The sequence below is a fragment of the Flavobacterium saccharophilum genome, from assembly GCF_900142735.1.
Lineage (GTDB): Bacteria > Bacteroidota > Bacteroidia > Flavobacteriales > Flavobacteriaceae > Flavobacterium > Flavobacterium saccharophilum.
Map to the genome: position 1 here is coordinate 12,942 of NZ_FRBY01000007.1, position 15,480 is coordinate 28,421.

At 33.2% G+C, this 15,480-nt stretch carries 18 protein-coding genes; 15 read left to right on the plus strand and 3 right to left on the minus strand.

Annotated elements, in window-relative coordinates:
- The first annotated feature begins 97 nt into the window (after positions 1 to 97).
- The 4 genes from BUA98_RS20530 to purU all read left to right on the plus strand — a co-directional run bounded on the left by BUA98_RS20530 (position 98) and on the right by purU (position 4,211).
- On the plus strand, positions 98 to 1,705 hold the full coding sequence (locus BUA98_RS20530) for a L,D-transpeptidase family protein (RefSeq protein WP_072975604.1): 1,608 nt from the start codon (positions 98 to 100) through the stop codon (positions 1,703 to 1,705).
- Between the two features lie 107 nt (positions 1,706 to 1,812).
- Positions 1,813 to 2,232 (plus strand): cytochrome c oxidase assembly factor Coa1 family protein, encoded by a 420-nt coding sequence (locus tag BUA98_RS20535; RefSeq protein WP_072975613.1) that lies wholly within the window; start codon positions 1,813 to 1,815, stop codon positions 2,230 to 2,232.
- Between the two features lie 296 nt (positions 2,233 to 2,528).
- A complete protein-coding gene (locus tag BUA98_RS20540) occupies positions 2,529 to 3,248 on the plus strand; it encodes a DUF4197 domain-containing protein (RefSeq protein WP_072975615.1) in 720 nt (239 codons plus the stop codon).
- A gap of 108 nt (positions 3,249 to 3,356) precedes the next feature.
- The gene (purU, locus tag BUA98_RS20545; RefSeq protein WP_072975616.1) at positions 3,357 to 4,211 is read left to right on the plus strand and encodes a formyltetrahydrofolate deformylase; all 855 of its coding nucleotides are present in this window, start codon (positions 3,357 to 3,359) and stop codon (positions 4,209 to 4,211) included.
- Positions 4,212 to 4,599: 388 nt separating this feature from the next.
- On the opposite strand, the gene BUA98_RS20550 is transcribed toward purU, so the two are convergent.
- From BUA98_RS20550 to pyrF, 3 genes are all read right to left on the minus strand, one after another.
- Positions 4,600 to 6,093, minus strand: coding sequence for a catalase (locus BUA98_RS20550; RefSeq protein ID WP_072975618.1), 1,494 nt, complete (start codon positions 6,091 to 6,093; stop codon positions 4,600 to 4,602).
- A gap of 547 nt (positions 6,094 to 6,640) precedes the next feature.
- Positions 6,641 to 7,441: an ABC transporter substrate-binding protein gene (locus tag BUA98_RS20555; RefSeq protein ID WP_072975620.1), complete on the minus strand. Its 801-nt coding sequence runs from the start codon at positions 7,439 to 7,441 to the stop codon at positions 6,641 to 6,643.
- A gap of 180 nt (positions 7,442 to 7,621) precedes the next feature.
- The gene (pyrF, locus tag BUA98_RS20560; protein ID WP_072975622.1) at positions 7,622 to 8,449 is read right to left on the minus strand and encodes an orotidine-5'-phosphate decarboxylase; all 828 of its coding nucleotides are present in this window, start codon (positions 8,447 to 8,449) and stop codon (positions 7,622 to 7,624) included.
- 235 nt (positions 8,450 to 8,684) lie between these two features.
- On the opposite strand from pyrF, the gene BUA98_RS20565 reads away from it, so the two are divergent.
- The 11 genes from BUA98_RS20565 (at position 8,685) to BUA98_RS20610 (ending at position 15,201) form a co-directional block, all read left to right on the plus strand.
- Positions 8,685 to 9,158: a Dps family protein gene (locus BUA98_RS20565; RefSeq protein WP_072975624.1), complete on the plus strand. Its 474-nt coding sequence runs from the start codon at positions 8,685 to 8,687 to the stop codon at positions 9,156 to 9,158.
- A 106-nt stretch (positions 9,159 to 9,264) separates the two neighbouring features.
- On the plus strand, positions 9,265 to 9,450 hold the full coding sequence (locus tag BUA98_RS20570) for a CsbD family protein (RefSeq protein ID WP_072975626.1): 186 nt from the start codon (positions 9,265 to 9,267) through the stop codon (positions 9,448 to 9,450).
- Positions 9,451 to 9,608: 158 nt separating this feature from the next.
- A complete protein-coding gene (locus tag BUA98_RS20575; RefSeq protein WP_072975628.1) occupies positions 9,609 to 10,160 on the plus strand; it encodes a helix-turn-helix domain-containing protein in 552 nt (183 codons plus the stop codon).
- 20 nt (positions 10,161 to 10,180) lie between these two features.
- A complete protein-coding gene (locus tag BUA98_RS20580; protein ID WP_072975630.1) occupies positions 10,181 to 10,630 on the plus strand; it encodes a response regulator in 450 nt (149 codons plus the stop codon).
- A 12-nt stretch (positions 10,631 to 10,642) separates the two neighbouring features.
- A complete protein-coding gene (locus tag BUA98_RS20585; protein ID WP_072975632.1) occupies positions 10,643 to 12,427 on the plus strand; it encodes a sensor histidine kinase in 1,785 nt (594 codons plus the stop codon).
- A gap of 201 nt (positions 12,428 to 12,628) precedes the next feature.
- Positions 12,629 to 13,198: a DUF4142 domain-containing protein gene (locus BUA98_RS20590; protein ID WP_072975633.1), complete on the plus strand. Its 570-nt coding sequence runs from the start codon at positions 12,629 to 12,631 to the stop codon at positions 13,196 to 13,198.
- 41 nt (positions 13,199 to 13,239) lie between these two features.
- Positions 13,240 to 13,881 (plus strand): porin family protein, encoded by a 642-nt coding sequence (locus BUA98_RS20595; protein WP_072975634.1) that lies wholly within the window; start codon positions 13,240 to 13,242, stop codon positions 13,879 to 13,881.
- A gap of 36 nt (positions 13,882 to 13,917) precedes the next feature.
- Positions 13,918 to 14,070 carry a lmo0937 family membrane protein gene (locus BUA98_RS22310; protein WP_139257033.1) on the plus strand — a complete coding sequence of 51 codons (153 nt, stop codon included), beginning with the start codon at positions 13,918 to 13,920 and terminating at the stop codon, positions 14,068 to 14,070.
- A gap of 47 nt (positions 14,071 to 14,117) precedes the next feature.
- A complete protein-coding gene (locus BUA98_RS20600; protein ID WP_072975636.1) occupies positions 14,118 to 14,402 on the plus strand; it encodes a YtxH domain-containing protein in 285 nt (94 codons plus the stop codon).
- Positions 14,403 to 14,437: 35 nt separating this feature from the next.
- Positions 14,438 to 14,809, plus strand: coding sequence for a hypothetical protein (locus tag BUA98_RS20605; RefSeq protein WP_072975637.1), 372 nt, complete (start codon positions 14,438 to 14,440; stop codon positions 14,807 to 14,809).
- Between the two features lie 14 nt (positions 14,810 to 14,823).
- Positions 14,824 to 15,201, plus strand: a complete 378-nt coding sequence (locus tag BUA98_RS20610) for a hypothetical protein (protein WP_072975639.1) — start codon at positions 14,824 to 14,826, stop codon at positions 15,199 to 15,201.
- The last annotated feature ends 279 nt before the right edge of the window (positions 15,202 to 15,480 follow it).

Genomic DNA, 15,480 nt, shown 5'->3' on the forward strand with positions numbered 1-15,480 from the left:
TTTTCCAGCATGCTAAAGTAATTTTACATCGTAGAAAAGCCCCAAATTTTTACCAAAACTTACTTATTCAAGCAATAACGTAAAAATTCAAAATAAAATGAAAACATTATTTCCAATCACCGCAATTTTAATTACAAGTTTCTTTCTTTCTTCTTTTAATAGCGTGGACAAAAATGATTTAGAGAAGAAGAAAACATTAACTCATAATTACCTTTCTACTAATCAAAATGATGATGTAGTTGATAGTGAACTTTTGAGTGATTTTTTCAAAAAATACACTAACCTAAAAAAATACCAAAACGATGTGATCTCTTTATACAAGGACAGATCGTACGGAACTATTTGGTTTGAAAATGGAAAAATTACTCAATACGGAGTTTTATTGTATTCAAAAATAACTACTGCTAGTTTTGAAGTACCTCTTGAATTTCCGTACAAAAATGAAATTGACCAGATTTTTAATAAAACAGCAACCGAAAAACCTTCAAAAACGGATTCTGACATGTTATTAAGTGCCGCTTACATTATATATGCCCACCATACATTTGAAGGAGTAGATATTGAAACCGTTAAAAATTCAGAATGGTTATTGCCTAAGAAAAAATTAACTGCTGATACCTTAACAGCTGTTGCAACGACAAAACCTGTTGCGGAGAACAATAATAAAATTGTAAAATTTGATCAATACAACAAACTTCAAAGTGTTCTAAACAAATATAGAAAAATAGAAAGAGACAATACCTGGAAAACAATAACAGTTGAAACTCCTTTTAAAGATATTAGACCTGATGCAAAATCAGCTACAATTGCTCAAATCAGAAACAGATTGTTTGTGATGGGAGATTTACAAAACGACTCTAAAAGTGATTTTTATGATCAGGAATTAATGGAAGGTGTAATGAAATATAAAGTACGTAACGGTTTAAAACCAAATTACATTATTTCTGAAGCCAATATTAAAGACATGAACGAGTCGATACAGGAAAAAATTAAAAAAATTACCATTAATATGGAGCGTTGTAAAGAGATTTACCCAACCTTATTAACAGACACAGAATATGTAATGGTCAATGTTCCTTCATTTGAGTTGATTTATGTAAAAAATGGTAAAGTAGAACTGGTATCAAAAGTTTTTGTTGGTGCGCCTTTAACTAAAACAACTATTTTTAGTGGAAAAATTGAAAAAGTGGTTTTTAGCCCTTATTGGACAGTTCCGCAAAGTATTGTTGAAAATGAATTAAAAATGAAAATAGCTGCCGACCCAAACTATTTGGCAGAGCGCAATATGGAAATGGTAAATGGTATGGTGAGACAAAAACCGGGTCCGAATAACTCATTAGGTTTAGTGAAATTTATTTTCCCAAATCCGGATGATATTTACATGCACGATACTCCATCTAAAACCTTGTTTGATTTTGAACAAAGAACTTTTAGCCACGGTTGTATTAATGTACGTGATGCCAAAGAACTAGCGATTGCAATGGTGAAAGATTATCCGGAATGGACCACTGAAAAAATCGATCAGGCTATGGATGGAACAGCAGAAACTACTTTTAAATTACCGACTTCAGTTCCTATCTATATTACTTATTTTACAACATGGGTAAACGACGCTGGTCAGGTAAGTTTCTTTCAGGACGTTTATGAAAAAGATAGTGATTTTGACCAAAACCTTTCTCCTGAAAATAATGTTGTAAGCAATTAAAATACATTTTTTTTAAACTCGGGGGTAATTTTAGAATTTGATTAGAATTTGGAAGAAAAAGAATATCTTTCAAATATTAAACTCAAATCTAAAATTACCCTTTTATTATGGAAGATAACTACACAGAAGTTAGAAAAAATTGGTGGGACAGAAACTGGAAATGGTTTGTTCCGACGGGATGTTTAGGCCTTTTAGTTCTTTTTGGATTGTTTATAGCCGGAATATTCTTTGGTGTAACTTCGATGATGAAAGATTCTGATGCTTATAAAGAATCGATGACTATCGTACAACATGATAAATCAGTAAATGATAAACTAGGATCTCCTATTGAAGGTGACGGAATGGTTAGTGGAAATATCAGTATTCAGAATGATACGGGAAACTGCGATTTACAAATCCCGATAAAAGGCTCTAAAGGTAAAGGAACGTTATTTGTAGTTGCCGAAAAAAGAGGCAAATGGAAATACAGTCAAATGTCTGTTTATATTGAATCAACAGATGAAGAAATTGATTTACTGGCTAAATAGTTAACTCGTTGGAGTTTTCTTGCACGCAGATTTGGGCGGATTTTAGAAGATCAGCGCAGATTCTCTATTTTCTATACTCTTTCCTCTTTCCTCTTTCCTCTAAAATTGAAAAAACCGAAACCTCTAAACTAGCCCCGATAGTAGTGTAAATCCTTTTGTGCCGGGGTTCGGCACAAAAGATTGGAACGGATAGCGGGACTAATGTTAATTATGAAACAAATTACGTGTGCTCCTAAAATAAAATTGTGGCTTTGTTTTTGAATAAGTAGTATTTTTGAACTCATAAAACCCCAAACATGAAAAAGATTTTATTATTAGCCCTTACGTTCTCGCTTACATCCTGCGCAGAGATGCAACAAACATTAAATCAGTTCCCACAAATTTCATCACAGATTCCCGGAGTGGGCGGTGTAGACATTGCTTCTGGATTGAAAGAAGCCCTAAACAAAGGAATTACCCAGCAAGTAAGCAAACTAACTGCTGTTGATGGTTTTTATAAAAATGAAGCTGTAAAAATTTTGCTTCCGGCGGAATTACAAAAAGTAGATGCTACTTTACGAAAAATAGGTTTAAGTTCATTGGCTGATGAAGGTGTGAAAATGCTAAATCGTGCTGCTGAAGATGCGGTAAAAGAAGCAACTCCAATATTTGTATCTGCAGTGAAAAACATGACTTTTACAGATGCTAAAAACATTCTATTAGGAAACGACAGTGCTGCAACAAGTTATTTACAAGGAAGTACAACAACAGCTTTATACGGAAAATTTAATCCGGTGATTAAAAGCTCCTTCGAAAAAGTAGGTGCCGATGTCGTTTGGACAAAGATTATTACAAAATACAATACGATTCCGTTAGTAAAAAAGGTAAATCCTGATTTGACAGATTATACAACAAACCAAGCTTTGTCAGGTGTTTTTAAAATGATTGCTGTTGAAGAAAAAGAAATCCGAAATAACATCAGCGCAAGAACAACGCCTTTATTAAAAAGTGTTTTTGCAATGCAGGACGGAAAATAAATTTCTTGAAGGTTCATAGGGACAAAGTAACAAAGGTACAGAGTGAACCTTTGTTACTTTGAGCCTTTGCAACTCTGTCACTAACCAAACCAAAAAAACTAACCAAAAATGCAAAAAATTACCATTCTGATTCACTGTAAAGACCAAAAGGGAATAATTGCCGCTGTTACAACTTTTATTGCAAAGATGGAAGGCAACATTATCTATATCGACCAACACGTTGATGTACAACAAAATGTGTTTTTTATGCGATTGGAATGTGAATTAACCAACAGCCAAATTACTGTTGAAAGCTTTAAAGAAGATTTTGACAAATCTCTTGCCTCTGATTTTAATATGTCGTGGGAATTATACAATCAGGAACAAAAGCCAAAAATGGCTTTGTTTGTATCTAAATATGATCATTGCTTATTTGACATTTTAGGACGTTACAGCGCTGATGAATTGAATGTTGAGATTCCGGTAATCATTAGCAATCACAATGATTTAAGATCGATTGCAGAGCGTTTTGATATACCTTTTCATTGCGTACCATTTACAAAAGATAATAAAGAAGAAGGCGAGGCTAAACAGATTGAACTTCTCAACAGATATAAGATCAATTTTATTGTCTTAGCGCGCTATATGCAGATTATTACACCAAAATTGATATCGCTTTACGAGAATAAAATTATTAATATTCACCATTCGTTTTTACCTGCTTTCCCGGGTGCCAAACCTTACCATTCGGCTTTTAAACGTGGAGTGAAAATTATTGGTGCAACAAGTCATTACGTAACAGAAGAATTGGACGAGGGTCCAATTATCGAACAGGATATTGCAAGGGTTTCTCATATTCATTCTGTTGATGATTTTATTATGAAAGGACGCGATTTGGAACGTATTGTTTTAGCTCGTGCTATTAAATTGCATGCAGAGCGTAAGACGATGGTTTATAGTAATAAGACAGTTGTTTTTTCTTAGGTACATAGAGGCAGAGGTACAAAGGTTCTAAGTTTTTTACTGCAAGATTTTTTACCGCAAAGTGCGCTAAGGTTATTTTTCTTTGTCTTCACTGAAACTTTATAAAGTTCGCAAAGGCTTTTGTCTATAGAGAAAGCTGCACTGTTTATCGCAAAGTGCGCTAAGGTTATATTTCTTTGTCTTTACTGAAACTTTATAAAGTTCGCAAAGACTGTTGTCTATAGAGAAAGCTGAACTGCAGTTCGGTTTAAATAAAATAAATTAAACGTTTTTATAACAAACAATAAACCCGACAGGTTTTAAAAACCTGTCGGGTTTGCTTTTTAAATTCTATTTACAACTCATAAACCTTTGTTCCTTTGAACCTATGAGCCTCTGAACCTTTCTTTTACCTAACTACAATCGCCAATCTTGGATCATCGAAGTTATTGACTTCATCCATTGTTAATCCTAAGGCATTTGCTACACCTTCTCCGTATGCAGGATCGGCTTTGTAGCAATTACGGATATGACGAACCTGAATAAATTTCTGGGCTCCTCCTACTTGTCCGGCCGTGTTTTTAAACAACAATTGTTTTTTCTCGTCTGTTAGTAAGCGGAACAATAAGCCTGGTTGGGTAAAATAATCCGTATCATCTTCCCTGAAATTATGTGCATAAGCATCGCCATGAAGTTTCAATGGTGGTTCTTTAAATTCCGGTTGTTCCTGCCATTCTCCAAAACTATTTGGTTCGTAGTGTTTACGGCTTCCGTTATTACCATCTACACGCATTGTTCCATCGCGGTGGAAAGTATTATAAGGACATCTTGATGAATTGACCGGAATCTGGAAATTATTTACACCTAAACGGTAACGGTGCGCATCTCCATAAGAGAATAAACGCGCCTGCAACATTTTGTCCGGAGAAAAACTAACTCCGGGAACCACATGAGCAGGATTAAAAGCAGCCTGTTCTACTTCAGCGAAATAGTTTTCAGGGTTTTTATTTAATTCGAATTCACCAACTGGAATTAGAGGATAATCGCCTTTTAGCCAAACTTTCGTGAGATCAAAAGGATGAAAACGATAATTCTCAGCTTGTTCTTCTGTCATGATTTGCACAAACATTTTCCATTTTGGGAAGTTTCCTTCTTCAATCGCATCATACAAATCTCTTTGATGGCTTTCTCTGTCACCTCCCACTAATTTAGCCGCTTCTTCATCAGAAAGATTATCAATTCCTTGTTGTGTTACAAAATGGAATTTGACATAATGTCTTTCGTTTTGATGGTTTATGAAACTAAAAGTATGGCTCCCGAATCCGTGCATTTGTCTGTACGATCTCGGAATACCTCTGTCACTCATTACGATTGTAATTTGGTGTAACGCTTCTGGCAATAAAGTCCAAAAATCCCAATTGTTATCAGCACTCCTCAAATTGGTTCTTGGATCACGTTTTACGGCGTGATTTAAATCCGGAAATTTCATTGGATCTCGAAAAAAGAAAACAGGCGTATTATTTCCTACCAAATCCCAATTTCCCTCATTGGTATAAAATTTCATGGCAAAACCACGAATGTCCCTTTCAGCATCAGCAGCACCTCTTTCTCCTGCAACAGTAGAAAAACGCACAAACATTTCGGTCTTTTTACCAATCTCCGAAAACAAGTCGGCTCTTGTGTATTTTGTAATATCATGTGTAACCGTAAAAGTTCCGTATGCACCAGAACCTTTAGCGTGCATTCTACGTTCCGGAATTACTTCACGATCAAAATGCGCCATCTTTTCTAAAAACCAAAAATCTTGTAATAAAACAGGTCCGCGAGGTCCTGCTGTTTGAATGTTTTGATTGTCTGGAACCGGCGTTCCGGTTGCAGTTGTTAATTTTTTGTCTGATTCCATCTTGCTGATATTTAATGTTTTATCAAATATACAAACTAATACTTATCATATTCATAAGTAAAATTGATAGTTATTATATTATAATAATCAAAAACAATTTACCGTAATAAAATCCTCAAAATGAACTCTTAAAAAATCTTAACTTATGTCCAACAAAGTAATAACAAAACCTTAACAGCAAAACATTCATATATGTTAGATCTTTGTAGTGTAATAAACTGGTTATTTATTATTTTGGTTTTGGTTAGTTAAATGATGCCGGCGTCTTCGAGATGCCGGCATTCTTTTTTTATGACAATTTTGTTTTTTTAGTTTCAGGTTTCAAGTTTCAGGTTGACTTACTTTGAACATAAATTTTAACCGCAAAGTGCGCTAAGATTTTTATTCTCTTGGTTTTATAGAAACGAAAAGTTCGCAAAGCTTTATGTTGATCTAGCTTTGCGAACTTTGCGTTTAAAACATCTCGGTTAAGTAAAATCTTAGCGCACTTTGCGGTTAAAAAAACGTTCCAACAAAACTTGAAACTTGAAACAAAGAAAACCTGAAACTAATTTTTTAGTCTTTCGTGTAGTAGTTTGAAATATGGGAAAGCTTTTAAAAGTCGGCTGCCGTGCCAGGAGAACATTTCTCCGTCTACGAAGATGGTTTTAGCGTGATGAGTAAATCTTCCTATGTCGAAAGCGTCTTCTTCTTTGAAAGGATACGGCTCTGATGAAAGGAAAACCAAATCGGGATCGCCTTCCAATCTCATTTTTTTTAGTTCTATTTCAGGATAGCGTCCTTTCTCTTCGTAGATATTCTGAAAATGATTCAGCTTTAATAGCTCATTAATGTATGTATCTTTTCCCGCAACCATATAAGGATTCTTCCAGATAAAATAAGCGGCTTTTTTTGATGGAATATCGTGAATGTATTTTTTGAAATCGTTTAGGGCGAAAGTTAATTTGTCATTCCATTTTTGGGCTTCGGTTCTACAATTAAACAATTGCCCGAAATCTGAAATCATCTGAAAATTATCTTCAACAGAAACAATATTCGTTACCCAAACCGGACAAATTGCACTTAATTGCTCGACGATTTCAAGTGTATTCTCTTCTTTGTTGCAAATGATAATATCGGGCTGCAATAATTTTATTTTCTCAAAATGAATCTTCTTGGTTCCGCCAACAATTTTCTTAGTCGATTTTAGATGATAAGGATGTACACAAAACTTCGTTATCCCGATGATTTTTTCTTCTAAACCTAAATCAAATAATAATTCGGTTTGAGAAGGAACCAACGAAATAATACGTTTTGGAGCCGTCTCAAAAGAATGTAATGTACCAAGTTGATCTGTGAGTTGTTTCATTTTATTTTTTGTTTCAGGTTTTCTTTGTTTCAGGTTTCAAGTTTTGTTGGAATGTTTATTAACCGCAAAGTTCGCTAAGGTTTACGCTATGAACGCAAAGTTATTCCCTTTGCGAGCCTTGCGAAAAAACTTTGCGAACTTTGCGGTTAAATTATGTTCAAAGTAAGGCAACGTGAAACTTTAAACCTGAAACCTGGAATTTAAAATCTCTTCCATTTCCTGTTGTACTTTCAATGCTTCTTCTCTTGCTTTTTCAGCGAAGTCAGTTCCTTTTGAGGCGTAGATAATAGCTCTTGCAGAGTTTACCAATAAACCAACTTTATCGTTCATTCCGTATTTGCATACTTCAGACAAACTTCCACCCTGAGCGCCAATTCCCGGAACTAATAAAAAACTGTCAGGAACAATTTTTCTGATGTCTGCGAAATATTCCGCTTTGGTAGCACCAACCACGTACATTAGGTTTTCGCTATTTTTCCATGTTTTAGAGGTTTCTAAAACTTGTTTGTATAATTCTGTTCCGTTGGTAGTTAAGGTTTGAAAATCAAATGCACCTTCGTTAGATGTTAAGGCTAACATGATGGTATGTTTGTTTTCGAAAGCTAAGAAAGGTTCAACTGAATCTTTCCCCATATAAGGAGCAACGGTTACACTATCAAAATTTAAATCTTCAAAAAAAGCTTTTGCATACATACTTGAAGTATTCCCTATGTCGCCACGTTTTGCATCGGCAATTGTAAACTGTTCAGGAAAATTTTCATTGATGTAATTGATTGTCTTTTGTAATGACATCCACCCTTTTATTCCATATGCTTCAAAAAAAGCGGTGTTTGGTTTGTACCCAACAGCCAAATCTTGAGTTGCATCAATTATGGCTTTATTGAATTCGAAAATTGGATCTTCTGTTTCTAATAAATGAGGAGGCATTTTAGTTAAATCAGGATCTAAGCCAACGCATAAAAATGATTTTTTTTGAAGAATTTGTTCGTGTAGTTGTTGTGTTGTCATATTGTATTTTACTAGTGCGGCAAAATTACAAATAATATTATTGGTTTGCGAATGATTTTCCGCCACGAATTCACGAATTAACTGATCTCAGTTGCTCTAATTTAAAAATTACACTAAATACTGGTTGCACTTTATTTTTCAAACATTGAATTCCTATAACATCTTCATAAAATTGTATAAGAAAAAAAATTACCCCCTAACCTATTTTTGTAAAACAACCTTAAATGAAGCACTTATGAGCCCAAATATCGGAATTAGTACAAAAAACTTAAAGAAGAGCACCAGTATATTAGCCACTATATTATCTAACGAAATGACTTTGTATGTGAAAACAAGAAAATTTCACTGGAACATTTCAGGAAACAGCTTCATGGAATTACACAAATTGTTTGAAGATCAATACCGAATTCTGGAAGCTAATATTGATGAAGTTGCAGAACGCATTAGCCAGCTTGGTGAAAAAACAATTGGTACAATGAACGAGTTTATTGAAAACTCAACCTTAAAAGAATCTCCAAAAGAATATGCCTCACAAAAACATATGCTGGGAGAACTTTTAGAAAATCACGAGCAGTTAGTAACTGAATTCAGGGATTATATTCCCGTTTTTGAAAATGAAAACAACGATATTGGTTCGGCTGATTTTGTTACAGGCTTATTGCAGGAACATGAAAAAATGGCCTGGGTTTTAAGACGCTATCAGGTTTAATAATAAATACAAATGTGAATTATACAACAGTTAACAGAATAAGTGTAACAACTGCCCAATCGATAATTTGCAATTTTACAAAACTATTAATACAAATATAAATATCATGAATAGTACTGAACTAAAAGGTAACTGGAACGAGTTGAAGGGAAAACTTAAACAACAATACGCTGATCTTACAGATGATGATCTACTTTACGAAGAAGGAAAAGAAGATGAACTCTACGGAAAAGTTCAGCAAAAATTAGGTAAGACCAAAGAAGAGGTTCAAAAAATCATTTCAGATTTATAAAATCTTCGAGGTCAACCAGGGTACCGTCTAATAAAAAAAACATTAGACGGTATTTTTTTGATTTTTTTTAGTATATTCATGAATTACTTGAACTATCCGATAGTTATTACGCCCGGAACCAAAAATAAATTAATTATCTTTAACCAAATTTTTATAAAATGAAACTATTTATAAAGTTCGACATAAACACCATTTGTTCTCTCTATTTAAAGCAAAACCTGGAAGAACAAAATGTAAACTTTAAAACTTTAGGTTTTGGTGAGATCGAAATTGAAGATAATCTGAACGTTGAAGCGCTTGAAGCTTTAAAAGAAAATTTAGCTCCTCATGGTTTTGAAGTTGTTGAAAACCAGAAGAGTGTTTTAGTGCAAAAAATTAAAGATGCTATAATTGAACTTGTTTTCCTGGAAGACAGCAATAATTATAAAAGTTCTGTATTTTTAGCAGAAAAACTAAATCATAGTTATGGCTACTTATCGAACGTTTTTTCAGAAGTAACCTATTCTTCTATCGAAAACTTTATCATTTTACAAAAAATTGAAAGAGCCAAACAATTAATTATTATTAATGAAATGAGTTTGACGGAAATTGCTTTTTTACTAAATTACTCAAGTGTTGCACATTTAAGTACACAGTTTAAAAACACTACCGGAATTACGCCATCGGCTTTTCAGAGAATCATTAAAAAACGAAGAGAAAATTTAAAATAAAACTTAAATACTATACTAAAATGCAAAAAAACGCATTAAATATTTTATTGGCGGATGATGATGAAGATGATCGTCTTTTTTTCAAAGACGCATTTGAAGAAATCAAAATACAAACCAAAGTACAATTTGTTCATGATGGAATGCAGTTAATGGATCACTTATTGGATCCTGAAAACAAATTACCGGACATCTTGTTTCTGGATTTGAATATGCCAAAAAAAACGGGTAAGGAATGTTTGATCGAAATTAAAAAATCAGATCGTCTAAAAAACATTATCATTGCCATCTACTCCACTTCATCATCTGAAGAAGATATTGAAGACACATTTGTTCAAGGAGCTAATATTTACATTAAAAAGCCAAGCGATTTTAATACGCTTAAAAAAATCATCAACGAAGTCGTGACCGTTAACTGGCACTATCATACTTCAGGTCTGAATCGTGATAACTTTTTGTTACGACTAAAATAATACGCATGCTAAATGAAATGGATACCAAATTTTAATTCTTCAAACTCTTTGAGAGTTATTTTTGTCATCGCAGTTTTCATTCTGTTATTTCTATCTTCTATTGCTTATAAGCACAATCAGGATTTAAACGAATCCAGTAAGCTGGCAATGCATACGTATGAGATCAACATACAATTAGAACGATTAATGTCGGCGATTAAAGATGCGGAAACTGGCCAGCGTGGATATATCATCACACGAAACAACAGGTTCTTGACTCCGTATCTTTATTCGCGTGACAAAGTAAATGCCTCCTTTGTTACCCTGAAAAAACTCACTGTTGACAATGCCGTTCAGCAGAAAAATCTCGAAAATCTTTTTAAACTAATTATTCAGCGCTTTGTTTCGTTTGAAAATTGCCTGAAATACAGCGATCCAAAAACATACGATAAACGAAAACTGGACAATCATATGTTTGGCGGACGAATATTGATGGAGAACATTCGTTTCCAGGTGGATAAAATGAATGATATCGAAAGAAAATATCTTAAAAAAAGATTAGAAATTTACGATCAGGAAATTTCACTAAGTCCGGTTTTCTCTATTTCTCTATTCTTAACCGCATTACTTTTTATTTTATTAGCTTATCGTCAAATCAGCCGCGATTTTCAGCGCTTAAAATTATTCAACAAACAACTTTTAATTTCTGGTGGTCTAATGGCCGAGTCTGAAATCATTGGAAAATTTAGTACCTGGCAATGGGAATTAGATTCTCATAAAATTACTTATTCTGACAATCAGTATCGATTATTAGGCGTTACACCAAACTCTTTTGTACCCGTCATAGAAACTTTTCTTGATTTCGTGCATCCTGATGACAGAGCTGCTGTTTCAGAATCAATGGATAAAATAATAGAGAAAAAAAATCTTCCTTTTATTTATTATAAAATTGTACGTCCAAATAATGAAATCAGATATTTTAAATCAACTGGCAAATTATTGACCGATCAGCAAGGAAGTAAAATTCTACTCGGAATCAATTTTGACATTACTGATGAGCATTTACTTAATATCGAACTTCAGGAACGAAACAGAGAATTAGAAAAAAGCAATAAAGAGCTGGCTTCTTTCAATCATGTGGCAAGTCACGATTTACAGGAACCGCTTAGAAAAATTCAAACGTTTATTTCAAGAGTTTCTGAGGCTGATAAAGCAGTTATGTCTGAAAGCGGCAGGGATTATATTTCAAAAATTGCAGTTTCTGCGAAGAGAATGCGAGTATTAATTGACGATTTACTTTTATTCTCGAGAACAAATACGACTAAAAAAGAATTTATAAAATCGAATCTGAATGAATTGCTTCAAAATGCCGAATCAGAATTAGCTGAAGTTATTCATGAGAATAAAGCCGTAATTAAAGCTTCAAAAATGCCGAAGCTTGAAGTTATACCCTATCAGATTGAACAGCTTTTCATCAACTTAATTGGAAATTCTTTAAAATATAATAAAGCAGGAGTTCCGCCTGAAATTTCTATTGAAAGTGAAAAAGTATTATCATCAGATTATCCTGAATTTTTAGAACAGTCTGTGAAGAAATTTCACAAAATAACTTTTACAGATAACGGAATGGGTTTTGATCCGCAATTCAAAGAAACCATTTTTATTCTTTTTCAGCGTCTGCATTCTAAAACAGATTATCCGGGAACCGGAATTGGTTTAGCGATTTGCAAGAAGATTGTCGAAAATCATAAAGGACATATTTTAGCCGATAGCACTCCAAATGTCGGATCCGTTTTTACTGTATTTCTACCAGAATAACAAATACAATATTGTAAGAGAGCGTTTACTGCAAAATGATACCACTTCATTTCAGTAAACGCTTTTTTTATTTCTTCTAAATCCCTTAAAAAACCTGATATACAGCCATTATGGGAATTATATAACGTTTCTTTTTTATGCTGTAAAGCAAAACCTTTCATTCGTTAGCATCTTTGTAATGTAATACTTTATGAAGTAATAATGAAAACAATACGCATATCAAAAGCACCCATTTTTAAAGTTCTTTTCTTATTGATTTTTACAATTTGTTTTTCTTCCTGCGGAAAAAAAAACCAACAGACAAACTCATTTAAGAAAGAAGCTTTTAATAAAAGTAATAATGAAGAATTAGAAAATTCTTTTTTTATAGAAATGGGAAATGTTATGAATTCAATGATTTCAAAAAGTCAAGTTGCACAACAAAAAAGTTCTGACAATAAAATAGTGGAAGTAAGTAAAAAGATTGCGGATCATCAAATTCAATTGTTGCAGCAAGTAACTGAAATGGCCAATAAAAAGCTCATTATAATTACCGACATCAACGCAGCTCATAAACAGGAGTTAACAGAATTGAGTAATACAACTGGTTCCAGTTTTAATGACGCTTATTTAAGTTCGATGACAGCAGCACTGGACCAACAAATCAAATTGCTGGAACAGATTTCAAAAAGAACAAATGATCAGTTGATTTTGAAATTAGTCCTTCAGTATCTGCCTGAACAGTACCAGCTTTTACGAGAAACAGAACAAATTAAGAATGAATTTTATTAAATGCCTTTATATATATTTTTTAACAACTAAAATTTTTAACAATGAAAATGCAATCAAATTTTTTATGCGCCTTAACCCTTTTTATGACAGCTTCATTTGGAATGCTGCAAGCACAAGAAGAAAAAGTAACCACTGAGTTTGGTGTAAAAGGAGGATTTAACATGTCAAACCTTTATCAAAGCGAAGCTGATGATAACAATGTAATTTACGGATTCAATGCCGGTGTTTATGCAACTTTGCCAATTTCCGATTTTATCGCGATTCAGCCAGAGATTTTGTACACTACAAAAGGTGCCGAATTAGACTATAACAATGCTTTTGTAGACGGAAATGCAAAATTCAAATTAAACTATATTGAAGTTCCTTTATTAGTGAGAGTTAATATTACTAAAAACTTTAATGTTCATGCCGGTGGTTATGCTTCATACCTGGTAAGTTCTAAAGTTACAGGTGACGGAGACATCAATTTTGATGAAGCAATTGATACTGATGATTTGAACAAATTTGATGCTGGTCTTTCAGCTGGTGTTGGAGTAGATTTTAACCCAATTAGTGTTGGTTTACGTTACAATTATGGTTTAACAACCGTTGGTAAAGAAAGAACAGTTGCCGGAACTACTTATACGTTTCCAGATGCAAAAAACAGCAATCTTACCTTATACTTATCGTATAAGCTGAATTAATAAAAACAAATTATTAACCATTAAATAATAAAAACCATGTCAAATTTATTATATACAGTCGCAGTTATTTTAGTTATACTTTGGGCCATTGGGTTCTTTGCTTATAGCGCCGGAAGTATCATACACATATTATTAGTCATTGCCATTATCGCAATACTATTCAGACTTATTAAAGGTCGAGAAATTTAAAAAATTAAAAATTATACAAATTTATATTAATCACTAAATCAAATATTATGAAAACGAGTAGCACATTATTAGGAATTTTAGGAGCCGCAGCGGCAGGAGCATTTTTAGGAGTATTGTTTGCACCGGACAAAGGTTCAAATACAAGAAAAAAAATCTCAGATAAATCAAAAGATTACGGAGATAACCTAAAAAGCAAAGTTGATGGAATTTTAAGCACAATTACTTCAAATGGAAAAGACATCCTTGATGAAGGAAAAGCAAAATTCAATCAGGTAAAAGAAGATTACAATGCAATTAAAGACGAAGCTAAAACAGTAAAAACGAACTACTAAATAGTGAAATTTTTCAACCATAAAAATACCCTATCATGGAACCAAATGCAACAACTACCGAGAACCTTAATATGTATGAAAAAGCTGAGAACTATACCAAAACCAGTCTTGAGTTAATCAAGCTGAAAACAGTAGAAGCATCAGCAGATGTATTATCATCACTAACATCCAAAATTGCGGTTGGCGCTGTTGTTGCATTTTTTACTTTATTCCTGAATATCGGACTTAGTTTATGGATTGGAAAAGAGCTTGGGGAGTATTATTACGGTTTTTTTATCATGGCGCTATTTTATCTTATCGTTGCAATTATTTTACATTCTGCGCAACATAAGCTTATCAAAACGCCTATCGGAAACATGATTGTTTCCAGTATTTTAAAAGAAACAAAAACTGATTTAACTACATAATAAATAAAACTGTCATGGAAGCTGTTTATACTATTGATGCATTAAATCAGAGAATAAAGCAATTAGAAGCACAACAAGATGCTGAATGGATTGCAATAAAAGATGAAATCGATGAAATTAAAGAGAATTTAAAACCTCTTAATCTTATTCGAAACACGGTGGCAGAAATTAATGAAACTGTTGGTTTTAAAAGCGATATAGCGCAATCAGCAATCAGTATCGGAATTGGGTTCCTGGCAAAAAAATTAGTAATTGGGAAAAGCGACGGAATATTTAAAAATATATTCGGTTCATTAGTACAGCTTGCTGTAACAACCTTAGTTGCTAAGCCACAACACGAGCACGAATCGTCACCCGAAGAATCATCTCAACACGAATCATCAGAAGAGTAATTGTCTAAACTAAATATTATGTATTATGGAAAAGATCGAAGAAATAATAATAAAAAATGGTGTATTCATGTACTCTAATCTATATAAATGTTTTGAATTCACAAGAGTATTTCTAGGTATCTAACTCGTTTATACGTTTTTACTTTAACAACGGTTAAACAGTTAATACTTCACTATATTTTTTTAGATGCTAAGACTCTAAGTTACTAAGCTTCTAAGAACAAAAGAGACTATTTCACCAATATGAAATAGTCTCTTTTTATTTTTAAGATGCTAAGG

Coding starts and splice junctions, on each gene's coding strand:
- BUA98_RS20530 (WP_072975604.1), top strand. CDS start 98: ATGAAAACATTATTTCCAATCACCGCAATTTTAATTACAAGTTTCTTT.
- BUA98_RS20535 (WP_072975613.1), top strand. CDS start 1,813: ATGGAAGATAACTACACAGAAGTTAGAAAAAATTGGTGGGACAGAAAC.
- BUA98_RS20540 (WP_072975615.1), top strand. CDS start 2,529: ATGAAAAAGATTTTATTATTAGCCCTTACGTTCTCGCTTACATCCTGC.
- purU (WP_072975616.1), top strand. CDS start 3,357: ATGCAAAAAATTACCATTCTGATTCACTGTAAAGACCAAAAGGGAATA.
- BUA98_RS20550 (WP_072975618.1), bottom strand. CDS start 6,093: ATGGAATCAGACAAAAAATTAACAACTGCAACCGGAACGCCGGTTCCA.
- BUA98_RS20555 (WP_072975620.1), bottom strand. CDS start 7,441: ATGAAACAACTCACAGATCAACTTGGTACATTACATTCTTTTGAGACG.
- pyrF (WP_072975622.1), bottom strand. CDS start 8,449: ATGACAACACAACAACTACACGAACAAATTCTTCAAAAAAAATCATTT.
- BUA98_RS20565 (WP_072975624.1), top strand. CDS start 8,685: ATGAGCCCAAATATCGGAATTAGTACAAAAAACTTAAAGAAGAGCACC.
- BUA98_RS20570 (WP_072975626.1), top strand. CDS start 9,265: ATGAATAGTACTGAACTAAAAGGTAACTGGAACGAGTTGAAGGGAAAA.
- BUA98_RS20575 (WP_072975628.1), top strand. CDS start 9,609: ATGAAACTATTTATAAAGTTCGACATAAACACCATTTGTTCTCTCTAT.
- BUA98_RS20580 (WP_072975630.1), top strand. CDS start 10,181: ATGCAAAAAAACGCATTAAATATTTTATTGGCGGATGATGATGAAGAT.
- BUA98_RS20585 (WP_072975632.1), top strand. CDS start 10,643: ATGAAATGGATACCAAATTTTAATTCTTCAAACTCTTTGAGAGTTATT.
- BUA98_RS20590 (WP_072975633.1), top strand. CDS start 12,629: ATGAAAACAATACGCATATCAAAAGCACCCATTTTTAAAGTTCTTTTC.
- BUA98_RS20595 (WP_072975634.1), top strand. CDS start 13,240: ATGAAAATGCAATCAAATTTTTTATGCGCCTTAACCCTTTTTATGACA.
- BUA98_RS22310 (WP_139257033.1), top strand. CDS start 13,918: ATGTCAAATTTATTATATACAGTCGCAGTTATTTTAGTTATACTTTGG.
- BUA98_RS20600 (WP_072975636.1), top strand. CDS start 14,118: ATGAAAACGAGTAGCACATTATTAGGAATTTTAGGAGCCGCAGCGGCA.
- BUA98_RS20605 (WP_072975637.1), top strand. CDS start 14,438: ATGGAACCAAATGCAACAACTACCGAGAACCTTAATATGTATGAAAAA.
- BUA98_RS20610 (WP_072975639.1), top strand. CDS start 14,824: ATGGAAGCTGTTTATACTATTGATGCATTAAATCAGAGAATAAAGCAA.